This window comes from Qipengyuania sp. YIM B01966 (assembly GCF_016461955.1).
GTDB lineage: Bacteria > Pseudomonadota > Alphaproteobacteria > Sphingomonadales > Sphingomonadaceae > QFOP01.
Map to the genome: position 1 here is coordinate 60279 of NZ_JADMNM010000001.1, position 16834 is coordinate 77112.

At 66.4% G+C, this 16834-nt stretch carries 14 protein-coding genes and 1 tRNA gene; 7 read left to right on the forward strand and 8 right to left on the reverse strand.

The features are described 5' to 3' along the window. Nucleotides 1–82 precede the first annotated feature (82 nt). Complete coding sequence (locus ILT46_RS00335; RefSeq protein WP_199502647.1) at nt 83–1030, forward strand: RcnB family protein; 948 nt, start codon at nt 83–85, stop codon at nt 1028–1030. 78 nt (nt 1031–1108) lie between these two features. Here the strand turns inward: ILT46_RS00335 and ILT46_RS00340 are convergent, their stop codons facing one another. Next, nucleotides 1109–1678 (reverse strand): cytochrome b, encoded by a 570-nt coding sequence (locus tag ILT46_RS00340; RefSeq protein ID WP_199502648.1) that lies wholly within the window; start codon nt 1676–1678, stop codon nt 1109–1111. 84 nt (nt 1679–1762) lie between these two features. On the opposite strand from ILT46_RS00340, the gene ILT46_RS00345 reads away from it, so the two are divergent. Continuing rightward, nucleotides 1763–2437, forward strand: a complete 675-nt coding sequence (locus tag ILT46_RS00345) for a prolyl hydroxylase family protein (RefSeq protein WP_199502649.1) — start codon at nt 1763–1765, stop codon at nt 2435–2437. 3 nt (nt 2438–2440) lie between these two features. Here the strand turns inward: ILT46_RS00345 and ILT46_RS00350 are convergent, their stop codons facing one another. Then, complete coding sequence (locus tag ILT46_RS00350; RefSeq protein ID WP_199502650.1) at nt 2441–4057, reverse strand: lysine--tRNA ligase; 1617 nt, start codon at nt 4055–4057, stop codon at nt 2441–2443. 99 nt (nt 4058–4156) lie between these two features. On the opposite strand from ILT46_RS00350, the gene ILT46_RS00355 reads away from it, so the two are divergent. From ILT46_RS00355 to ILT46_RS00370, 4 genes are all read left to right on the forward strand, one after another. Beyond that, nucleotides 4157–5968: an SLC13 family permease gene (locus tag ILT46_RS00355; RefSeq protein ID WP_199502651.1), complete on the forward strand. Its 1812-nt coding sequence runs from the start codon at nt 4157–4159 to the stop codon at nt 5966–5968. 16 nt (nt 5969–5984) lie between these two features. After that, nucleotides 5985–8747 (forward strand): ATP-dependent DNA helicase, encoded by a 2763-nt coding sequence (locus tag ILT46_RS00360; RefSeq protein ID WP_199502652.1) that lies wholly within the window; start codon nt 5985–5987, stop codon nt 8745–8747. Further along, nucleotides 8744–9271, forward strand: a complete 528-nt coding sequence (locus tag ILT46_RS00365; RefSeq protein ID WP_199502653.1) for a SixA phosphatase family protein — start codon at nt 8744–8746, stop codon at nt 9269–9271. The genes ILT46_RS00360 and ILT46_RS00365 overlap by 4 nt, the downstream gene beginning before the upstream one ends. A 363-nt stretch (nt 9272–9634) precedes the next feature. Beyond that, nucleotides 9635–9862: a hypothetical protein gene (locus tag ILT46_RS00370; RefSeq protein WP_199502654.1), complete on the forward strand. Its 228-nt coding sequence runs from the start codon at nt 9635–9637 to the stop codon at nt 9860–9862. 609 nt (nt 9863–10471) lie between these two features. Here the strand turns inward: ILT46_RS00370 and ILT46_RS00375 are convergent. The 6 genes from ILT46_RS00375 to ILT46_RS00400 all read right to left on the reverse strand — a co-directional run bounded on the left by ILT46_RS00375 (nt 10472) and on the right by ILT46_RS00400 (nt 16295). After that, nucleotides 10472–11548 (reverse strand): ABC transporter permease, encoded by a 1077-nt coding sequence (locus tag ILT46_RS00375; RefSeq protein WP_199502655.1) that lies wholly within the window; start codon nt 11546–11548, stop codon nt 10472–10474. Further along, the gene (locus ILT46_RS00380; protein WP_199502656.1) at nt 11545–12675 is read right to left on the reverse strand and encodes an ABC transporter permease; all 1131 of its coding nucleotides are present in this window, start codon (nt 12673–12675) and stop codon (nt 11545–11547) included. Before ILT46_RS00380 ends, ILT46_RS00375 begins: the two co-directional genes overlap by 4 nt. After that, on the reverse strand, nt 12675–13739 hold the full coding sequence (locus ILT46_RS00385; protein ID WP_199502657.1) for an HlyD family secretion protein: 1065 nt from the start codon (nt 13737–13739) through the stop codon (nt 12675–12677). Before ILT46_RS00385 ends, ILT46_RS00380 begins: the two co-directional genes overlap by 1 nt. A gap of 98 nt (nt 13740–13837) precedes the next feature. Further along, nucleotides 13838–15292, reverse strand: a complete 1455-nt coding sequence (locus ILT46_RS00390; protein ID WP_199502658.1) for a TolC family protein — start codon at nt 15290–15292, stop codon at nt 13838–13840. After that, nucleotides 15289–15921 (reverse strand): TetR/AcrR family transcriptional regulator, encoded by a 633-nt coding sequence (locus tag ILT46_RS00395; RefSeq protein ID WP_255528334.1) that lies wholly within the window; start codon nt 15919–15921, stop codon nt 15289–15291. The genes ILT46_RS00390 and ILT46_RS00395 overlap by 4 nt, the downstream gene beginning before the upstream one ends. Before the next feature lie 284 nt (nt 15922–16205). Continuing rightward, nucleotides 16206–16295, reverse strand: a tRNA-Ser gene (locus ILT46_RS00400). A 148-nt stretch (nt 16296–16443) separates the two neighbouring features. On the opposite strand from ILT46_RS00400, the gene hspQ reads away from it, so the two are divergent. Next, nucleotides 16444–16824, forward strand: coding sequence for a heat shock protein HspQ (hspQ, locus tag ILT46_RS00405; RefSeq protein ID WP_199503056.1), 381 nt, complete (start codon nt 16444–16446; stop codon nt 16822–16824). The last annotated feature ends 10 nt before the right edge of the window (nt 16825–16834 follow it).

Below are 16834 nucleotides of genomic sequence, written 5' to 3' on the forward strand. Positions count from 1 at the left end.
GCGTGCGACAGCCGGGGCGGCGTAGCGATAGCGAATCAAAGGTCATGCCGCGCTTGGTGGGGCGGCATCTGGAGTATTCGCCATGCGTTTGACCCATCTGTTCCGCACCGCCAGCGCCGGGGTGCTCGGCGCTTCCCTGCTGCTCGCCCTGCCCGCCCAGGCGCAGGATGCGAGCGAGGCATCGCATGACGCCGAGCCGTCTTATTCACGCGCGCAGAGCGACCGGCGCGGCGCCGCGCGGCCGGCTCGGCCATCCATGCCCGACCGGGTCCAGCAGCGCGAAATGCGCGGCCCGCAGCCAGTGCAGGACGTGTCGGCCCGCCCTGCCCCCGTCTCGCAGGCTCGCGGTGGACCATCGTGGAATCGTAGCGACAACCGCTCGCCGGTCGCCGATCAGCGCGCCGGGCGCGACTGGAACCGCGGCAATGCCCGCCGCCCGGATGGCTGGCGCCCCGGCGACGACGGCGTCCGCCGCCAGCAGGAGGAAATCGACCGTCGCCTGCGCCAGGGCGGCGTCGATCGCAACGATCCGACCACGGGCCGGCGCGACCGTGACCGCGATGGCACGCACTGGACAGATCAGGGGCGCGACTGGCGCAATGGTGGCACCACCTGGAGCAGTGATGGCCGCTACCGGGATCGCGACGGACGGTGGCGCGATAACCGTGATGATAACCGCTATGACGGCCGCTATGGCGACCGCTACGGGCGTTACGACCCGTGGGACCGTTATGGCTGGCGGCGCGACAATCGCTATAACTGGTACGACTATCGCCGGTCGAACCGTTCGATCTTCTCGATCGGCCGCTATTACGCTCCCTTCGGCTCGTACCGCTACAGCCGCATCGGGCTCGGCTTCACTCTCGGTTCGGCCTATTACGGCAATCGTTATTGGATCAACGATCCGTGGCGCTATCGCCTGCCCGAGGTTTACGGGCCCTATCGCTGGGTGCGGTATTACGACGACGTGCTGTTGGTCGACATTTACAGCGGCCGCGTGGTCGACGTGATCCACGATTTCTTCTGGTGAGTTTCTGCCGGGGTTGAGTGGCCCGGCAGCAAGGAGAGCCCCCGCCGGCCCGCCTGGGCTGACGGGGGCTCTGTCGGTTCAGACCCTGCCGAACGGCAGCATCCGGAACAGGCCCCCATCGCGGTCGAGGAAGGTATGCTTAAGCGCGCCAACCACGTGAAGGACGACCAGCAACAGCATCGCTTTCCCAGCTGTCGCGTGGATCTCGAAAATCGATCCTGCGAGGTTTTTGTTTATGCTCACCGGGAAATTCGGGATGGTGAACAGGCCGAAGAAATCCACCGGCTGCCCGGCCAAGGACGTTGCCAGCCAGCCCCCGAGCGGAAGCGCGATCAAAAGCACATAGAAAAGGACGTGCGTAAACCGCGCCAGAGCTTTTTCCCAGGCGGCATAGTTGGCCGGTAGCGGCGGCCACGGGTGGCGAAGCCGCCAGAGCAGGCGCCCGATCGTAAGGACAAGGATCGTGATGCCCAGCGCCTTGTGATCGGCCATGAGCGCCATTGCCTGTTCGCGCGAGGCATTTTCAGTACTTTCCGCCAGGCGCCAGTTCCAGATGACCGCGATTGCGGTCAACCAGTGGAACAGCATCGCGCCTAGAGAATAGCGCCGCTTGCCTTGGGTGCCCAGACCGTGGTCGATGCGTTCCATATAAGCCTCCCGCGTGGTTTCGCGGACGGGATAGCAAGCGGGCTCCCCTTGCGCAAAGGCAGCTTGCGGTTATCACGCCGTCTCATGAGCAAGACCAGCACCGTGCCCGATCAGGACGCGCTGCGCCGGGTGGGCGAGACAGTCCGCCGCCGGCTTGAAGCCGATCCGCAAGCGTACAAAGTGCCAACCGACAAGGCGGAAATCTATGCCATCGGGGGCTTTCTGACCTCTGCCGAATGCACGCGGCTCATCACCATGATCGACGCCGTCGCGCAGCCAAGCGAGCTCTACGACCAGGCCTACGCCGCCCAGTTTCGCACATCCTATTCCGGCAATGTCGACCGCGACGATCCGTTCGTGAAGGGCATCGCGCGGCGGATCGACGACTTTCTCGGCCTGCCGGGCGAAACGGGCGAGGCGGTTCAGGGGCAGCGTTACCTGTCGGGACAGGAATTCCGCGCCCATAATGACTGGTTCTATACGACCGAGGATTACTGGCTGAAAGAACGCAAGCAGGGCGGGCAGCGGAGCTGGACCGCGATGGCGTTCCTTAACCCGGTCGAGGCGGGCGGCGCGACCCATTTTACCGAAGTCGGCATAACCATCGAGCCAAAGCCCGGCGTGCTGCTGGTGTGGAACAACGCGCTGCCCGACGGCACCCCGAACGAGAACACGCTCCACGCCGGAACGCCGGTCGAGCGCGGGGTGAAATACGTCATCACCCGCTGGTATCGCACGCGCCGCTGGGGCGGTGCCTGAGCGTCAGCCAGCGCCGTCCAGCGCCTCAGCAATGAGCCGCCTTGTGTTGGCGATCCCATAAAGCGCGATGAAGCTGCCCATGCGCGGCCCCTGCGAGGAGCCGAGCAGCGTTTCATAGAGCGCCTTGAACCAGTCGCGCAGCGCGGCAAAGCCGAACTCCTCGTGCTTGCCGATCTCGTAAACCAGCGTTTGCAGCGCATCGGCGGGCGTATCCTCGGGCAATGCGGCAAGCTCCGCGTCGAGCGCCCGCAGCGCCGCAGCCTCGCCGGGCGCGGGTGCGCGGCGGACCAGTGTCGGGGCCACGTAATCGCGATTATAGGCGAGCGCCCGTTCGACCAGCACGTCGAGCGCAGGGTGCCGCGCGGGATCGGGATCAGCGATGTAATTGCCCAGATACGACCAGACCTGGTCGCGCGTGGCCCCCGCGCCGAGGACGCCGACCAGATTGAGCAACAGCCCATAGGTCACCGGCAGGCTGTCGCCCGCCCCGCCACGGGCAGGGTCGGTCGCGCCGAGCAGATGCCACACCGGATTGCCCAATTGCTGTTCGACCGGCTGGTCGGCGAGCTTTTCGCGGAACTGCCAATATTCATCGACCGCGCGGGGGATCACCCCGACATGGAGGCTCTTGGCGCTCTTGGGTTCGCGGAACAGATAGAACCCGAGGCTCTCCTCGCTGCCATAGGCGAGCCACTGGTCGATGGTCAGGCCATTACCCCTCGACTTGGAAATCTTCTCGCCATTTTCATCGAGGAACAATTCGTAGATCAGCCCATCGGGCTTGCGGCCGCCCAGCACCTGCGCGATCCTGCCCGACTGGATGCCGCTGTCGGTCAGATCCTTGCCGTACATCTCGTAATCGACGCCCAGCGCGACCCAGCGCATCGCCCAATCGACTTTCCATTGCAGCTTGGCCTGCCCGCCCAGCGCGGACTGTTCGACCACCTGGCCATCCTCGTCGGTGAAGCGGATCAGACCGGCGGCGGCGTCAACCACCTCCACCGGCACCTGCAGCACCCGGCCTGTCGCGGGCGAGATCGGCAGCACCGGCGAATAGGTTGCCGCGCGTTCGGCGCGCAGCGTCGGCAGCATGATATCGAGGATCGCCTGATACTGCGTCAGCACGCCGACCAGCGCGGCATCGAACGCGCCTGAATTATATCGTTCGCTGGCCGAGACGAATTCATATTCGAACCCGAACCGGTCGAGGAAGCGGCGCAGCATGGCGTTGTTGTGCGCAGCGAAACTCTCAAACCCGGCGTCGAACGGATCAGGTATGCGGCTCAGCGGCTGGCCCAGATGCGGCTCCAGCCGATCCCGGCTGGGCACATTGTCGGGCACCTTGCGCAGCCCGTCCATATCATCGCTGAACGCCAACAGCCGGGTCGGCGCGCCGCCTGTCAGCACCTCGTAAGCCCGGCGGACCAGCGTGGTGCGCAGCACCTCCTGAAAGGTGCCGATATGCGGCAGGCCGCTGGGGCCATAACCGGTTTCGAACAGCACCGGCGCGCCGCCGGGCTTGCCGTCGGGATAGCGCTTCAGGAGCTTCTTTGCTTCCTCGAACGGCCAAGCCTTCGATGTCTGGGCGGCGGCCAGCAGGGCGGGATCGAATTCGGTCATGGCCGCGTCCTTCGCCGGTTTGCCCGGCCCGCGCAAGACCGCCCGTCCGCAGCCGATTTCCCGTTCCGCGCGGCCTGCCAACCGGCTAGTGGCGCATAGATGCTCGCACCCCTCCAAGCCTTTGTCGCACAGCACAGCGCCATCATCGGGCTGGTCATGCTGGCGGCGCTGCTGGTTGCCTTTGCCCGCGAACGCCAGCCGCCATCGGTGATCGCTGTCGGCGGCGGGGTGGCGATGATGGCGCTCGGCTATCTCTCGTCATCCGAGATGCTGTCGGTGTTTTCCAACCCGGCGCCGATCACCATCGCGGCTATGTTCGTGCTGTCGGGCGCATTGCTGCGCACCGGCACGCTGGAGGCGGTCTCAGGCTGGGTAATCCAACGAACCTTGCGCAAACCGCTCCTGGCGACAGCGGAAATCGGCGCCGGTTCGATGTTCGCGTCGGCCTTCATGAACAATACGCCGGTGGTGATCGTGATGATCCCGATCGTCAAACGCCTGGCCCGGGTGCTCAAGATCGCCCCGACGCGGCTGCTGATCCCGCTGTCCTATATCTCGATCCTGGGCGGCACGCTGACGCTGATCGGCACATCGACCAACCTCCTGGTTGACGGCGTTGCACGAAGCCTGGGCGAAGAACCGTTCGGGGTGTTCGAAATCACCCCGGTAGGTCTGGTTGCCGCCGCCGCGGGCGTGACGATGATGGCGCTGGTCGGCAAGTTCCTCCTGCCCGACCGCGCCGCCCATGCGCTCGACGAAAGCGGCGAAAGCGACCTCTATTTGTCAACTTTGCAACCGGCTGAGGCGGGCCGCGCCTTCATCGGCACCGCGGCCGGACAGCTGCGGCTGTTTCGGCGGGCTGGGGTGAAATTGGTCGGCATCAGGCGCGGGGGCGAGATCGTCCGCCGCAATCTTGATGAGGAGGTGCTGCGCGCAGGTGACCAGATGGTGGTGGCGGCAAGCCCGGTCGAGCTGACCTCGCTCGCCGAAGCGCGCGAATTCCGCGTCGGGCTGACCGGTGTCGGCGGCGGGGTGGCGACCGCCGGGCCAGACCGGCCAAGCGACCTCAAGATGGTCGAAGCGGTGGTCGCGGCGACGCACCCGATTGTCGGACGGCGGCTGGCCGATATTCCGCTGCTGTCGAAGCTCAAGGTCCGGGTGCTGGGCCTGTCCCGCCCGCGCCATGTGGCCGGGCCTGATCTCGCCAATGTCCGCGTGCGCGCAGGTGACCGACTGCTGATCGCAGCCGGATCGGAGGCGGTTACTGCGCTGCTTGCCAATATCGGCCTTAATGATGTGTCGGAAACACCGGTCCGCCCGTTCCGCCGATTGAAGGCGCCGATCGCCATTGCCACGCTGGCGATGGTGGTGATCGGCGCGGCGCTGTTCGGCTTTCCGATTGAGGCGCTGGCGATCGCCGGGGTGGCCGTGGTGCTGGTCACGCGGGCGATGGACCCCGAAGATGCCTGGCGATCAATCGACGGCAACACGCTGGTGCTGATCTTCGGGATGCTGGCCTTCGGCATTGGCCTGCAAAATGCCGGCACGGTCGATCTGCTGGTCGAATGGCTGCGCCCGCTGCTGACCGCATCCTCGCCGCTGCTGCTGCTGATCGCGGTCTATACGGTCACCAGCCTGCTGACCGAAACGGTCACCAACAATGCCGTGGCGGTGATCATGACACCGATCGTACTCGGTATTGCCGAGGCGGTGCCGCTGCACGAACGCCAGCTGGTGATGGCGGTGATGTTCGCCGCCAGCGCCAGCTTCGCCACTCCAGTCGGCTATCAGACCAACACGCTGGTCTATGGCGCGGCGAATTACAAATTCGTCGATTTCCTCAAGATCGGGGTGCCGATGAACATCGTCGTGGGGATCGCCACCTGCGCGGCTATCGTGGCGTTTGTCTGACCGCTAGACTGGCCTGATGGTCGCTGCCGAGCCTGCCCGCCTCCCCGCCCTGCACGCCAGCCATGCCGGCACCTGGCTGCGCGACGCCGCAGGCGAGACGCGCGGCTGTTCCAAGGGCGAGGCGATCATGGCGGCGGCTGATACGCCGCTGTTGTTGCTCAACGCGCCGTTGGTCGCCAACCGGCTGGGCTATCCCGACCTCTCGGGGCTCGATCTGCTCGAGCTGTTCGCCTTCGTTCACCCGGCGAAGTTCTGCGTGCCCACGCCCAAGGGGCTGGCCCATGCCCTCGGGCTGGCCGAACCGGCGAGCGACGATGCCGTGCCCGCATTGTTGCAACAGGCGGCGGGTGCATTGCTGGCGACCTGCGCGGGGGATGACTGGGCCGAGAGCGAAGGCGCCTGGTCCTCGCTGCAATCGCTCGCCCGCCTGCGCTGGCCCTGGGCGCAGGTGCTTGGCCCCCATGTCCGCCGCCCGGCAACGGCCGAACGCTGGCTGTTCGCGCGCCTGCCCGAATGGGAAGAGGCGCCGGAACGGCCGCAGCCCGGGCAGGTGCTGATCGAAGAACAGGCCATCGCCGCGCGCCTCGCCCGGCTGACCGGCGAAGGGGCCGAGCGCCGCGAGGGCCAGCGCCATTATGCCGCCACTGCCGGCGCGGTGTTTGCTCCCCGCGCCAGCCGGGGCGCGCCGCATCTGCTGCTGGCGCAGGCCGGCACCGGGATTGGCAAAACCCTGGGCTATCTCGCCCCCGCCTCGCTGTGGGCCGAGGCAGCGCAGGGCACCGTCTGGGTGTCGACCTATACCAAGAACCTCCAGCGCCAGTTGCGCGCGGAAAGCCGCCGGGCCTGGCCCGCAACCCGGCCCGATGGCAGCGAGCCGGTGGTGGTGCGCAAGGGGCGCGAGAATTACCTCTGCCTGCTCAATCTCGAAGATGCGTTGCAGGGCGGCTTTGCCGGCCGGGCAGCGGTGCTGGCGCAGCTGGTGGCGCGGTGGGCCGCCTACAGCCAGGACGGCGACATGATCGGCGGCGACCTGCCGGGCTGGCTGGGCACCTTGTTCCGCCAGCGCGGGATCCGCGCATTGACCGACCAGCGCGGCGAATGCGTCTATGCGGGATGCCCGCATTACCGCAAATGCTTCATCGAACGCGCCAGCCGGGCGAGCGCCCAGGCCGATCTGGTGATCGCCAATCATGCGCTGGTGATGGTCAACGCGGCGCGCGCGCGCGACCCGGCGAACCGGCCGACGCGGATTGTGTTCGACGAAGGCCATCATGTGTTCGATGCCGCCGACAGCACCTTTGCGGCCGAGCTGACCGGGCAGGAAACGATCGAATTGCGCCGCTGGCTGCTGGGGCCGGAAAAGGGCTCGCGCGGGCGGCGGAGGGGGCTGGCCGCGCGGCTGGCCGACATTGCCAGCTATGACGAAGCGGGCGGCGCCGCGATCGAGCAGGCGATTGCCGCCGCGCAGGCGCTGCCCGCCGATGGCTGGCTGGCACGGCTGGCCGATGGCGAGCCCTTTGGCCCGCTCGAAACACTGTTCGCCGAGGTCCGCCGGCTGACCTATGCGCGCGATGAGAGCGGCGGGCAGGAGGCCGGTTACGGGATCGAGACCGAGGCCGCGCACCTCACCGGCCCGTTCATCCAGCGCGCGGGCGATGCGCAAGAGGCGCTGGCCGCGATCCGCCGTCCGCTGATGAAGCTCGGCGCGCGGCTCGCCGCGATCCTCGAAGATGCGCCCGACTGGCTCGACGCGCAGGGCCGCGCGCGGGTCGATGGCGCGCGCCATTCGCTGACCTGGCGGATCGATCTCCTGCTTGCCTGGGAGGCCTTGCTGGAGCGGCTGGGCGGCTGCGACGGCGACCATCTGCCCGACGCCGAGTTTGTCGACTGGCTGGCCGTCGATCGCAACGATGCGCGCGAATTCGATGTCGGCATCCATCGCCGCTGGCTTGACCCAATGAAGCCGTTCGCCCGCGTGGTGCTCGAACCCGCGCATGGGGTGATGCTGACCAGCGCGACGCTGTGCGACCGGACCGCCGCCGGGCCCGATTGGGACGGCGCGATCGCGCGCAGCGGCGCGCTGCATCTGGGCGCCGTGCCGCAAACTGTCGCGGCCGACAGCCCGTTCGATTACGCCGCCCGCGCCGAAGTGCTTATCGTCACCGACATTGCCAAGGGCGATCTCGCCGCGCTCGCAGGTGCCTATGGCCGGTTGATCGAGGCGGCCGATGGAGGGGTGCTCGGCCTGTTCACCGCCATCCGCCGGCTGCGCGCGGTGCATGGCCGCATCGCCGACCGGCTGGCGCGCGCCGGCCTGCCGCTCTACGCGCAGCACGTCGATCCGATCGACACCGGCACCCTGGTCGACATTTTCCGCGACGATCCGCGCGCCAGTCTGCTCGGCACCGACGCGCTGCGCGACGGGGTCGATGTCCCCGGTCGGTCGCTGCGCTGCGTGATAATGGAGCAGATCCCCTGGCCCAAGCCATCGATCCTCCATCGCGCCCGCCGCGCGGCGAATGGCGGCTCGGCGCATGACGACCGGATCATTCGCGCGCGGCTCGCCCAGGCCTTTGGCCGGTTGATCCGAAGCAAGGAGGATTGCGGGCATTTCGTGGTGCTCTCGCCCGCTTTCCCGAGCCGCCTGCTCAGCGCCTTTCCCACCGGCACCGCGATCTTGCGCCTGCCGCTTGCGGAAGCTTTACAACGGGTCGCCGCTGGTGTTTGCGCACAGCCGACAGGTGCCGACAGCGCGCCGGAGAGGATGATCGAGCGGTGAAGACGCTGGGCCTGCTGCGCCACGCCAAATCCGACTGGAGCGATGCGGACAAGCGCGATTTCGATCGCGGCCTCAACGCACGCGGTCGCAAGGGAGCGGCACTGATGGGCGCCCATGTCCGCGCGCATCCGGTGAAATGGGGACTGCTGCTGGCGAGCCCGGCCGAACGGGTGCAGCGCACGCTCGAGGCGGCGGCGCTGGGCCTGTCCCCGCACTTCGACGACCGGCTCTATCTCGCCAGCGCGGCGGCTATCCTCGATATCGTGCGCGAACAGGCAAGCGAGGCGGATGCGGTGCTGGTCGCCGGGCACAATCCGGGCCTGCAGGATGTCTTGCTCGAGCTGGTGCCGCCCGCGGCGGAGAACGCCCTGTTCGACGAAGCCGTGGCCAAGTTCCCCACCGCGGCGTTTGCGGTGCTCGACTTACCTATCGATGACTGGCCCAGCCTTGGCAAAGGGCCGGCAATGCTCAGCCATTTCGCGCGCCCCCGCGATCTCGATCCCGCGCTCGGACCGGAAGATTAACCCGGCTGGTCGCCTGCAGGCTGCAGATCGAGAAACTCGTCGATGAAGCTGCCGATCAGCATGGCTTGGCTGGTGACGCCGGCTTTCGCAGGAATGTGTGGGGATAACGCTGGTGGAGAGGGTGGATTTCACAATTATCAGATAGGCAACCATAAAAGTGCGCCACCTTGTTCAAATCAAAAAGGACATCGATCCAAACTGTACCCTTATAAAATTGGGTTCGGCTCAGGCTAAGAACACGCCTTTCGCTTACTGCCGCGAAACCGTTTTCCGATAGCGGTTTGGGGAGCTTTTATAACATCTGAACACATATCCCAACGTCGAGCGATCGATCGGATGCTTGCGCAAGGTCCGTGGCCCTCGGTGAAGGGGTCCGGTACGGTAGCTGAAAGAATCCGCGAGCATCGCGAATGCGATGTGGCGGTCACTGCCATGCTGCTGCGTTGGCTGGTGGTAACCGGTGAGCTGCGCGCCGACCGGATGAGGCTCGATGCGCTAATCGCCGACAGCGTGGCGCGCTTACGGCCCTACCGCCCCCAGATGTTGGCCGCGCTCGCAGGATTCCGGCGCGAGGAGAGTCAGGCTGCGTGAGGAGGCAGTATCAGGCAGCTGCGCCTCTCAGAAGAGGAACTTACCGCTCGACAGTGCGCCCCAGAGCAACGTCAAAATTATATACATGGCCGACCCTCAGCGAGCCGCCCCTATTTTTGCAGCCCGACTCGCACACGACGATCCCGGGCCGTCCGCCAGATGGGCTTGATCCATCGGATCACAGCGACAACATCGGCGCGGGAGGCCCCGTGGATACCTGCTCACAATCTGACCACAAAGCGGATCACATATTGGTCAGGATGCTGAGCGAGGCGCGCCGTGGGGCCGGCTTCTCCCGCCGCGCGCTCGCCATGCGCTGCGCTCTCCCGTAGCAGACGATCAAGCGGCTCGAAGACGGTCTTGGATCATTGGCAACGCTCTATCGGGTGATGTCGGCTCTCGACTTCCGCCTGGCCGGCCTGCCGCCCGGCGCGACCCTGCACGAGCAATTGAAGACCCGCCGGCTTGCAGTCCCTCATGGTTAAGCAGGCTAGGATCAAGCAGCACTGCACAGGGGAACTGCCGTTCAGCTTTTTGGTCACCGCAGGTCCCGGATTAGACAGGGTGCCCGAGCGCGCCTCAACCCCGCTAGCGAGACATTGGGCCCCATTACGCGCCCGCTCGGTTCGTCACCATTGCGGCCACCAACGCAGACAGCCCAAGAGCCGCAGCGAGCAGCAAGGAGTCCGAGGCTGCCGGCAGTGGCGCGCCCATTTGGTCCAACAGCAGCAGCGCCCGGCCGATCTGGGTCGATGGCAGCAGGCCGCCGAGCCACTCGATCCATTGCGGCATGGCTTGACGGGGCCAGGTTGCGCCCGAGAGGAAAAAGATCGGCAGCGAGGTAGGGATCAGCACCAGCAGCGCCTCGCGCGGGGAACGGAAGAGCGATGCGCCCAGCAGCGCGAACCCGGCGAACGCTCCCCCGCCGACCAACGCCACGATAAGCAACGCCGCCAGCGAAGCCTGGCGCGGCACGTCCTGCAAGACGAAGAACCAGCCGAAATAGACCAGCGCCAAAGTAGCGGAAATGGTGCCGAGAGCGAGCCACTGCCCGATCAGTTCGCTGCGCTGCACACGCCGATAACCGGCAAACAACAACGCCGCGCCGAACAGCAGGGTCTGTTGCAGGATCACCGGGGTTACCGCGGGAAAGATGTAGGCATCGTAGGCGAGATCGGGATTGAACATTGGTTGGCTGACCACGGTGAACGAGGCCTCCGGCACCGGAGCCCGCCGACCCGCGCCAAGATCGTCGCGCAAGCTGTCCGTCAAAGCCTCCTCGACTGCAGTGCCTATCGCCTTAGCGCGCACGAGGTAGGTGCCATTGACCCACACCGCGATGCCGCTGTTTTCGCCGCGCAGTGCGCGCTGGACCGTTCCGGCGGGCAAGAGGACGATGCCGTCCACTTCGCGCCGCATCAGGGCTGCTCGGGCCGCAGAGAGGTCGGATGCGTACGCTCCAACGCGCACTGCCTCGCTTGCTTCAAGCCGGGCGACCATGGCGCGCGTCAGCGGCGTGGGTGCTTCGTCCACCAGCGCAATGGCCACGTCCTGCGCGTGTCCCTGTCGATAGGGCGCGGGATAATACACGCCGTAGAACAACGCCGCGAGCACGATCATCAACACTATCTGGCGGCTAGCGGCGATCCGGCGGAAGGTGTCGACGAAGGAGGTGCGCACCGTCACGGCATCTGGTCCCGATCCGACGTCAGCCCGGCGATCGCGAGCGCGGCGAGCGCGTAGAAGGTCAGCAATATCACGCTCCTGATCGCCAACACCGTCGGCGCACCAAGGAACTGATCCATCTGCGCTTCGAGATAATGCGTAAAAGGTAGCGCATAGTGCCAGATTCTCGCTGGCAGCGACGCGCCATCGATTGGCAGCGAGCCTCCAGAATATGCCAGCGCCGAACCGGCATAAAGCGCGCTGACCGAGTAGGCGATCACATCCTTGCGCGATGTGGCGACCAGCGCCAGCGAGATCGCCAGCGTCGCCGCCAGCAGCGCCACTTGTGCGGCGTAGGTCGCGGGCAGTGACCCCGCCATTCGCCAGCCTTTTACGCCCACCAGCCAGATCATCCATGCAGCGCCCCACCATGCCAGTATGGCAAGGTATGGGATAGCCTTGCCCGCGAGCGCGACCGCTCCGCCCCCGGTCTCAGCGCGCCACCGAGCGAGGCTCGCCCCGTCAAGTTCACGCGCCATCGCGAATACGCCGACGCACGCCGCAACAAGATGCAAGATTGCAGGTTGTATCAAAGCCTGCAGGAACCATTCGAAGCTCGCCTGTGGGTTGAACAGCACTGATACCTGGACCTGTGGCAGAGCAATGCGATCGATGGGTAGCCCAGCGCGGCGCGCGCGCTCCATCGCCTCCTGCCGCATCGCCCCCGTCAGCGCGGTTTCGAATGTTTGCGCGAGCACCGAACCCACGCTGAGATAGGCGGCGTTGTAAAATATCCGCACCGGCTGGCGATTGTCTGCCGCCCCGGCCGGCTCGCCGAACCCGGCGGGTATCTGCGCGTAAGCCCACAACTCGCCGCGCCGCATTGCAACTTCCGCGGCAAATGCGCTGGGCGGGGCGGGAACGATCCGAAGCTCTGGGCGAGCCGCCAGCAGCGCGGTGACCGAACGACTGACCGGGCTCTGTGCCTCGTCCACTACCGCCACCGGTAGCCCCTCGAGGGCGCCGCGCGACAGCATGGCGGCGATCAGAACCAGCGAGGAAAGCGGAACGAGGATCAGCGCCACCAGCATGATCCGCGAGCCGAAGATAAAGCGTGCTTCGCGCTCGGCGACGGCGAGCAGCCGCATCATTGCGGCCAGTCGAACAGCACGCTCATGCCCGGGCGCAGGTCGCCCACCCGCGCCAGCGGCTCGAGCTTCACCTCGAAGGTGCGAGCATCGAAGCCCGTGCTCTGGCGCGTAGCGCGTTCGCTGGTGAAGCCGGCCTGCACCGAAATCGACGTCACCCGGAAGCGCACGCCGGCATTCCCCAACGCAGGCACGCGCCCGGTCAGCACCTTGCCCTTGTTGATGCCTGCGTAGTCTTTCTCCGACACGCGCAGTGTGACGTGCGGATTTGCGACGTCGACGATCTGGAACAGGGGGACTCCCGGCGCCACGACCTCGCCCGGCTCAATCAGCCGCCGCGCGATCTCGCCGCTGACAGGGGCCACGACGGTTTCCTCTTGCGCGAGCTGGCGCGCAGTGTCGACGCGGTCCTGCGCGGCCCGCGCGCGGATGTCGGCAATTGCCTGCGTTTCGGACCGCCGCCCCGCCAGCGCCTTGTAGTATTGCGCCTGCGCGGCGGATGCATTGGCGCGGGCCGCGCGGTCAGCGGCCATCGCCTCGTCGCGCCGCTGAGCCGAGACTACCCCCTGAGCATAGAGCCGGCTCATCCGCCCAGCCGTTACCGAGGCGAGCTCGGCCGCGGCCTGGGCTGCCGTCGCCGCCCCGCGCAACGTATCGACATCCTCGCTGCGCGCCCCGGCGGCGATCATCGCATCCATCTGGCGCGCAGCGTCGAGTTGCGCCTCGCTCTGGGCGACGGCCGCGTCGCGCAACGGTGAAGAAAGCCGAGCAAGAATGTCGCCGGCCCGGACCATGGCGCCCTCATCAGGGCCAACGCTCTCGACGCGGGCCAGCGCGCGCGTGGCGACATTGACCTCACGCGCCTCGATTGTGCCCTGGAGCGGCACCGCTTGGGGCCGTGAGGAATACCACAGCCCCGTCAAGGCCAACACTGCCAGCGCGGCAAGAGCCCACAACAGCCAAGGCGCGCGCCTGCCGTGCTCTGGGGGCTCGTCGGCGATGGCAGTCGCGGTTGGGGCTGTATCGCCCGAAGGTGGGACCGGCGGGCCGGTGGTGGGTTCCATTTCGACAGCCGGTGCCGGAGGGATAACCTCCGGTGCCAGCGCAGCGGAGTCCGACGATTGCAACTTGGGATGGTCGGGGCCTGTTTCAGTGGGTCTACTCATGGGATGGTCAACCTTGCAGGATCCTCCGCGAAATCGGCGAAACGGCCAGGGGAGCCGCTAATCGCCAGTAGCGCGGCGAGCGCGACATCGTATTCGTACGCCGCCGTGGCCCGCTGGGTCTGTGCCAGCGCGAGCGCGGTCTGTGCATCGGTGACCTGTGCCGCGGTGCCTTCGCCTTCACGGAAAGCGATCTCGTTGACCCGCAAATTTTCTGCAGCCGCGGCCAGACTGCTGTCCATCGAAAGGAACGCGCGGCGCGCGTTTTCTACCAGCAAGCGGCTGCTCTCGACTTCGCCGGCCACGCGATCGTCGGTCTGCTCCGCACGCAGCCGTGCCGCTTGGCGCCGTGCGACAGCGGCCGCGACCAGCTCGCGCCTGTTGACCGCTGTCATCAGCGGCACGCGCACGGTCACACCCACGACCCAGTCGGGATCAACCGGCATGGACTGCTGCGGGGAGGCGCTCACCGAACCGAAGGCGTATGCGGTAGGTCGTGTTGTTGACCGCGCCAGGCGTTCGCTGGCTGCGGCCGCCTGCTCCGCTCCGCGCGTCAGGAGCGCCTGTCCGTTGCTGCCGGACGTCGCCTCGCTTTCCGGCACCGGCGCGGGATTGACGAACAGGGGAGTTGCGAGCTCCTGTGCGGGTCGGCGGGTCAGCCGGACCAACGCCAGCCGCGCCATTTCGCGATCGCGCTCCGCCCGCTCGACGGCGCGCTGGGCTGCGTCGCGCGCGACAATCGCTTGCAGCGTGACCGAACGCGCGATGACGCCCTCGCGCTCCATAGCGCGCGCGTTGTTGAGATGGCGCTCAGCCGATTGCAGCGTCTGCTGCGCCGATCCCGCCAGCACGTCGGCCAACTGGGCACCGAAATACACTTGGGCCAGACGCACTGTATCGGCCTGCCGCGCGACGTCGCGAACGCCCATGGCAAGCACGACCTGTGCATTCGCGGCATCGCGCACCGCCTCCAGAGCGCCACCGGTGTAAAGCGGCATCACCGCGGTAAGGTTGGGCCGCACTATCGTGTCACGCGCGGTATAATCGTAGCGATCGGGAATCGCCGACAGCAGCCCCGGCACCGCCGCGCCGATGCGCCCGGTAACGGCTTCGACTATGCTGGCAAAAGCGGGCGGGAACTGCCCCGACAGCGACGCGAGGTAGCTATCGATTTCGCTTTCGACGCGCATCTTGGACCCGGACAGGTCGAGCCCGAGCGTCTTCTCGTAGGCGATGAGCGAGGCCGAAGCAGTGACCGTGGGACGATAAAGGTGTGCCACCGCCTCCGCTTGATGTTCCGCCGCGCGCACCTCCGCATCCGCGGCTGCAGTGCCGGCGGGGGAGGCATTCATGGCCGTCTGTGCCGCGCGGAAGTCGAGCGGTTGCTGAGCAAGCGCGCCGGTTGGGATCGCGACGGCCAAAGTGAGCGCGAAAACGCGAGCGCTGTACCTCATGCGCGTGTCTCCAGCATGGCGCGAAGGCAAGTGATGAATAACTCCCTTGCAGGCAGGACCGGCTCGCCCGCCATTTCGTCTCGCAAGGCAATGCCGCGCCACAGGATCAGCAGCGCCTCGACAATGGCTTGAGGCGAAAACTTGGGCGCGAGACCATAGTGTTCGATGACATTCCTGAGCCAGGCTGCGAAAAGGCGATCGATCCGCGCTTCGGCGGCTGCCAACCGGCGCGCGAAAGTAGGATCGCGCAGCCCCTCCAGGCGCAGCTCGATCGCCATCCGGGCCCACTCGTGTCGTCCAGCCACGGTAGACAGCCAGTCTCCGACCCGCTCCAGCGTGTCGTCTAGGTCATCGGTGCCGAAGTCCGTCGTCAGCTCGCCCAATGATCGCGCCCGTTCGGCCAGGTTGCGCTCCATAAGCGCCAGCAGAAGCTCCTCGCGCGAGGCAAAGTTTGAGTAAAACGCGCCTTGGGTGAAACCAGCGCGGGCACACACAGCGCGCAGCGACAGGCCCGCCAGCGACGATTCGAGGATCATCGCTTCTGCCGCATCAAGCAGCGCGGCCCTTGTGACAGCCTGCGATACTTCGCGGCTTAGAGGTCGAACAGTGGCTGATCTGACAGCGGCCATGCGTCATTCGTAGAGATATCGGTTGAAATTTCAATCCGGCTTCGCGCATAAAGCTTGAGGGCATCCGACTGGACCGCTGCCGAGCCGCCAATGGGTATTCCCACCGCCGCATCCAAAGCTGCTGTCAGACAAGCGTATGACATAGATCGCTTCCGGGAAAGCCTGCTGATCCAAGGCTTGCTGTCAATCATCCCGCCCCGATCTAACCGCACGGTGCCCGAGCATCCCGCCTTCGCCGGAGCAAGGGGCGGGTGCGGAGATACAGCCCTGTGGAAACCTGGCGGTGGCGGAGAGGGTGGGATTCGAACCCACGGTACGGTTGCCCGCACACCGCATTTCGAGTGCGGCGCATTCGACCACTCTGCCACCTCTCCGCGAGGATCGTGCATGGGCACCGTGCGCCCGGCCGAAAATGAGCCGCGCGGTTAGCCGAGCCGCGGCGGCTTGCCAAGCCCTTTGCACATCGTTTGGCACCCGCCCGCGCTTGCTTGCGGCGGCGCAGCGGGCGCCTATATTGTCGCGATAGACCGGACACAGTTCTTTTCCCCGCAGGCTGGGCGCACGATCGACATGCCGCGTCATGCCAGCGCTCGTTTCGGAATCGGCGACGTCGTGCGTCACCGGCTGTTCGACTTTCGCGGGGTGGTGTTCGACATCGACCCTGTCTTTGCCAATAGCGAGGAATGGTATGCGGCCATCCCCGCCAACGTCAGGCCGCGGCGAGACCAGCCCTTCTATCACCTGCTCGCCGAAAATGGCGAAAGCAGCTATGTCGCCTATGTCAGCCAGCAGAATCTTCTTGCCGACAGCGGCGGAGGTCCGGTCGAACACCCGCAACTCGCCGAGTTGTTCGATGAATTCACCAATGGCCGTTACAGAATGCGGCGCAAGCTGACACATTAGCCCGCCGGAG

Bases quoted from the DNA above. Each gene is read 5' to 3' on its own strand.
- ILT46_RS00335 (WP_199502647.1), top strand. From the start codon at position 83: ATGCGTTTGACCCATCTGTTCCGCACCGCCAGCGCCGGGGTGCTCGGC.
- ILT46_RS00340 (WP_199502648.1), bottom strand. From the start codon at position 1,678: ATGGAACGCATCGACCACGGTCTGGGCACCCAAGGCAAGCGGCGCTAT.
- ILT46_RS00345 (WP_199502649.1), top strand. From the start codon at position 1,763: ATGAGCAAGACCAGCACCGTGCCCGATCAGGACGCGCTGCGCCGGGTG.
- ILT46_RS00350 (WP_199502650.1), bottom strand. From the start codon at position 4,057: ATGACCGAATTCGATCCCGCCCTGCTGGCCGCCGCCCAGACATCGAAG.
- ILT46_RS00355 (WP_199502651.1), top strand. From the start codon at position 4,157: ATGCTCGCACCCCTCCAAGCCTTTGTCGCACAGCACAGCGCCATCATC.
- ILT46_RS00360 (WP_199502652.1), top strand. From the start codon at position 5,985: ATGGTCGCTGCCGAGCCTGCCCGCCTCCCCGCCCTGCACGCCAGCCAT.
- ILT46_RS00380 (WP_199502656.1), bottom strand. From the start codon at position 12,675: ATGCGGCTGCTCGCCGTCGCCGAGCGCGAAGCACGCTTTATCTTCGGC.
- ILT46_RS00385 (WP_199502657.1), bottom strand. From the start codon at position 13,739: ATGGAACCCACCACCGGCCCGCCGGTCCCACCTTCGGGCGATACAGCC.
- ILT46_RS00390 (WP_199502658.1), bottom strand. From the start codon at position 15,292: ATGAGGTACAGCGCTCGCGTTTTCGCGCTCACTTTGGCCGTCGCGATC.
- ILT46_RS00395 (WP_255528334.1), bottom strand. From the start codon at position 15,921: ATGGCCGCTGTCAGATCAGCCACTGTTCGACCTCTAAGCCGCGAAGTA.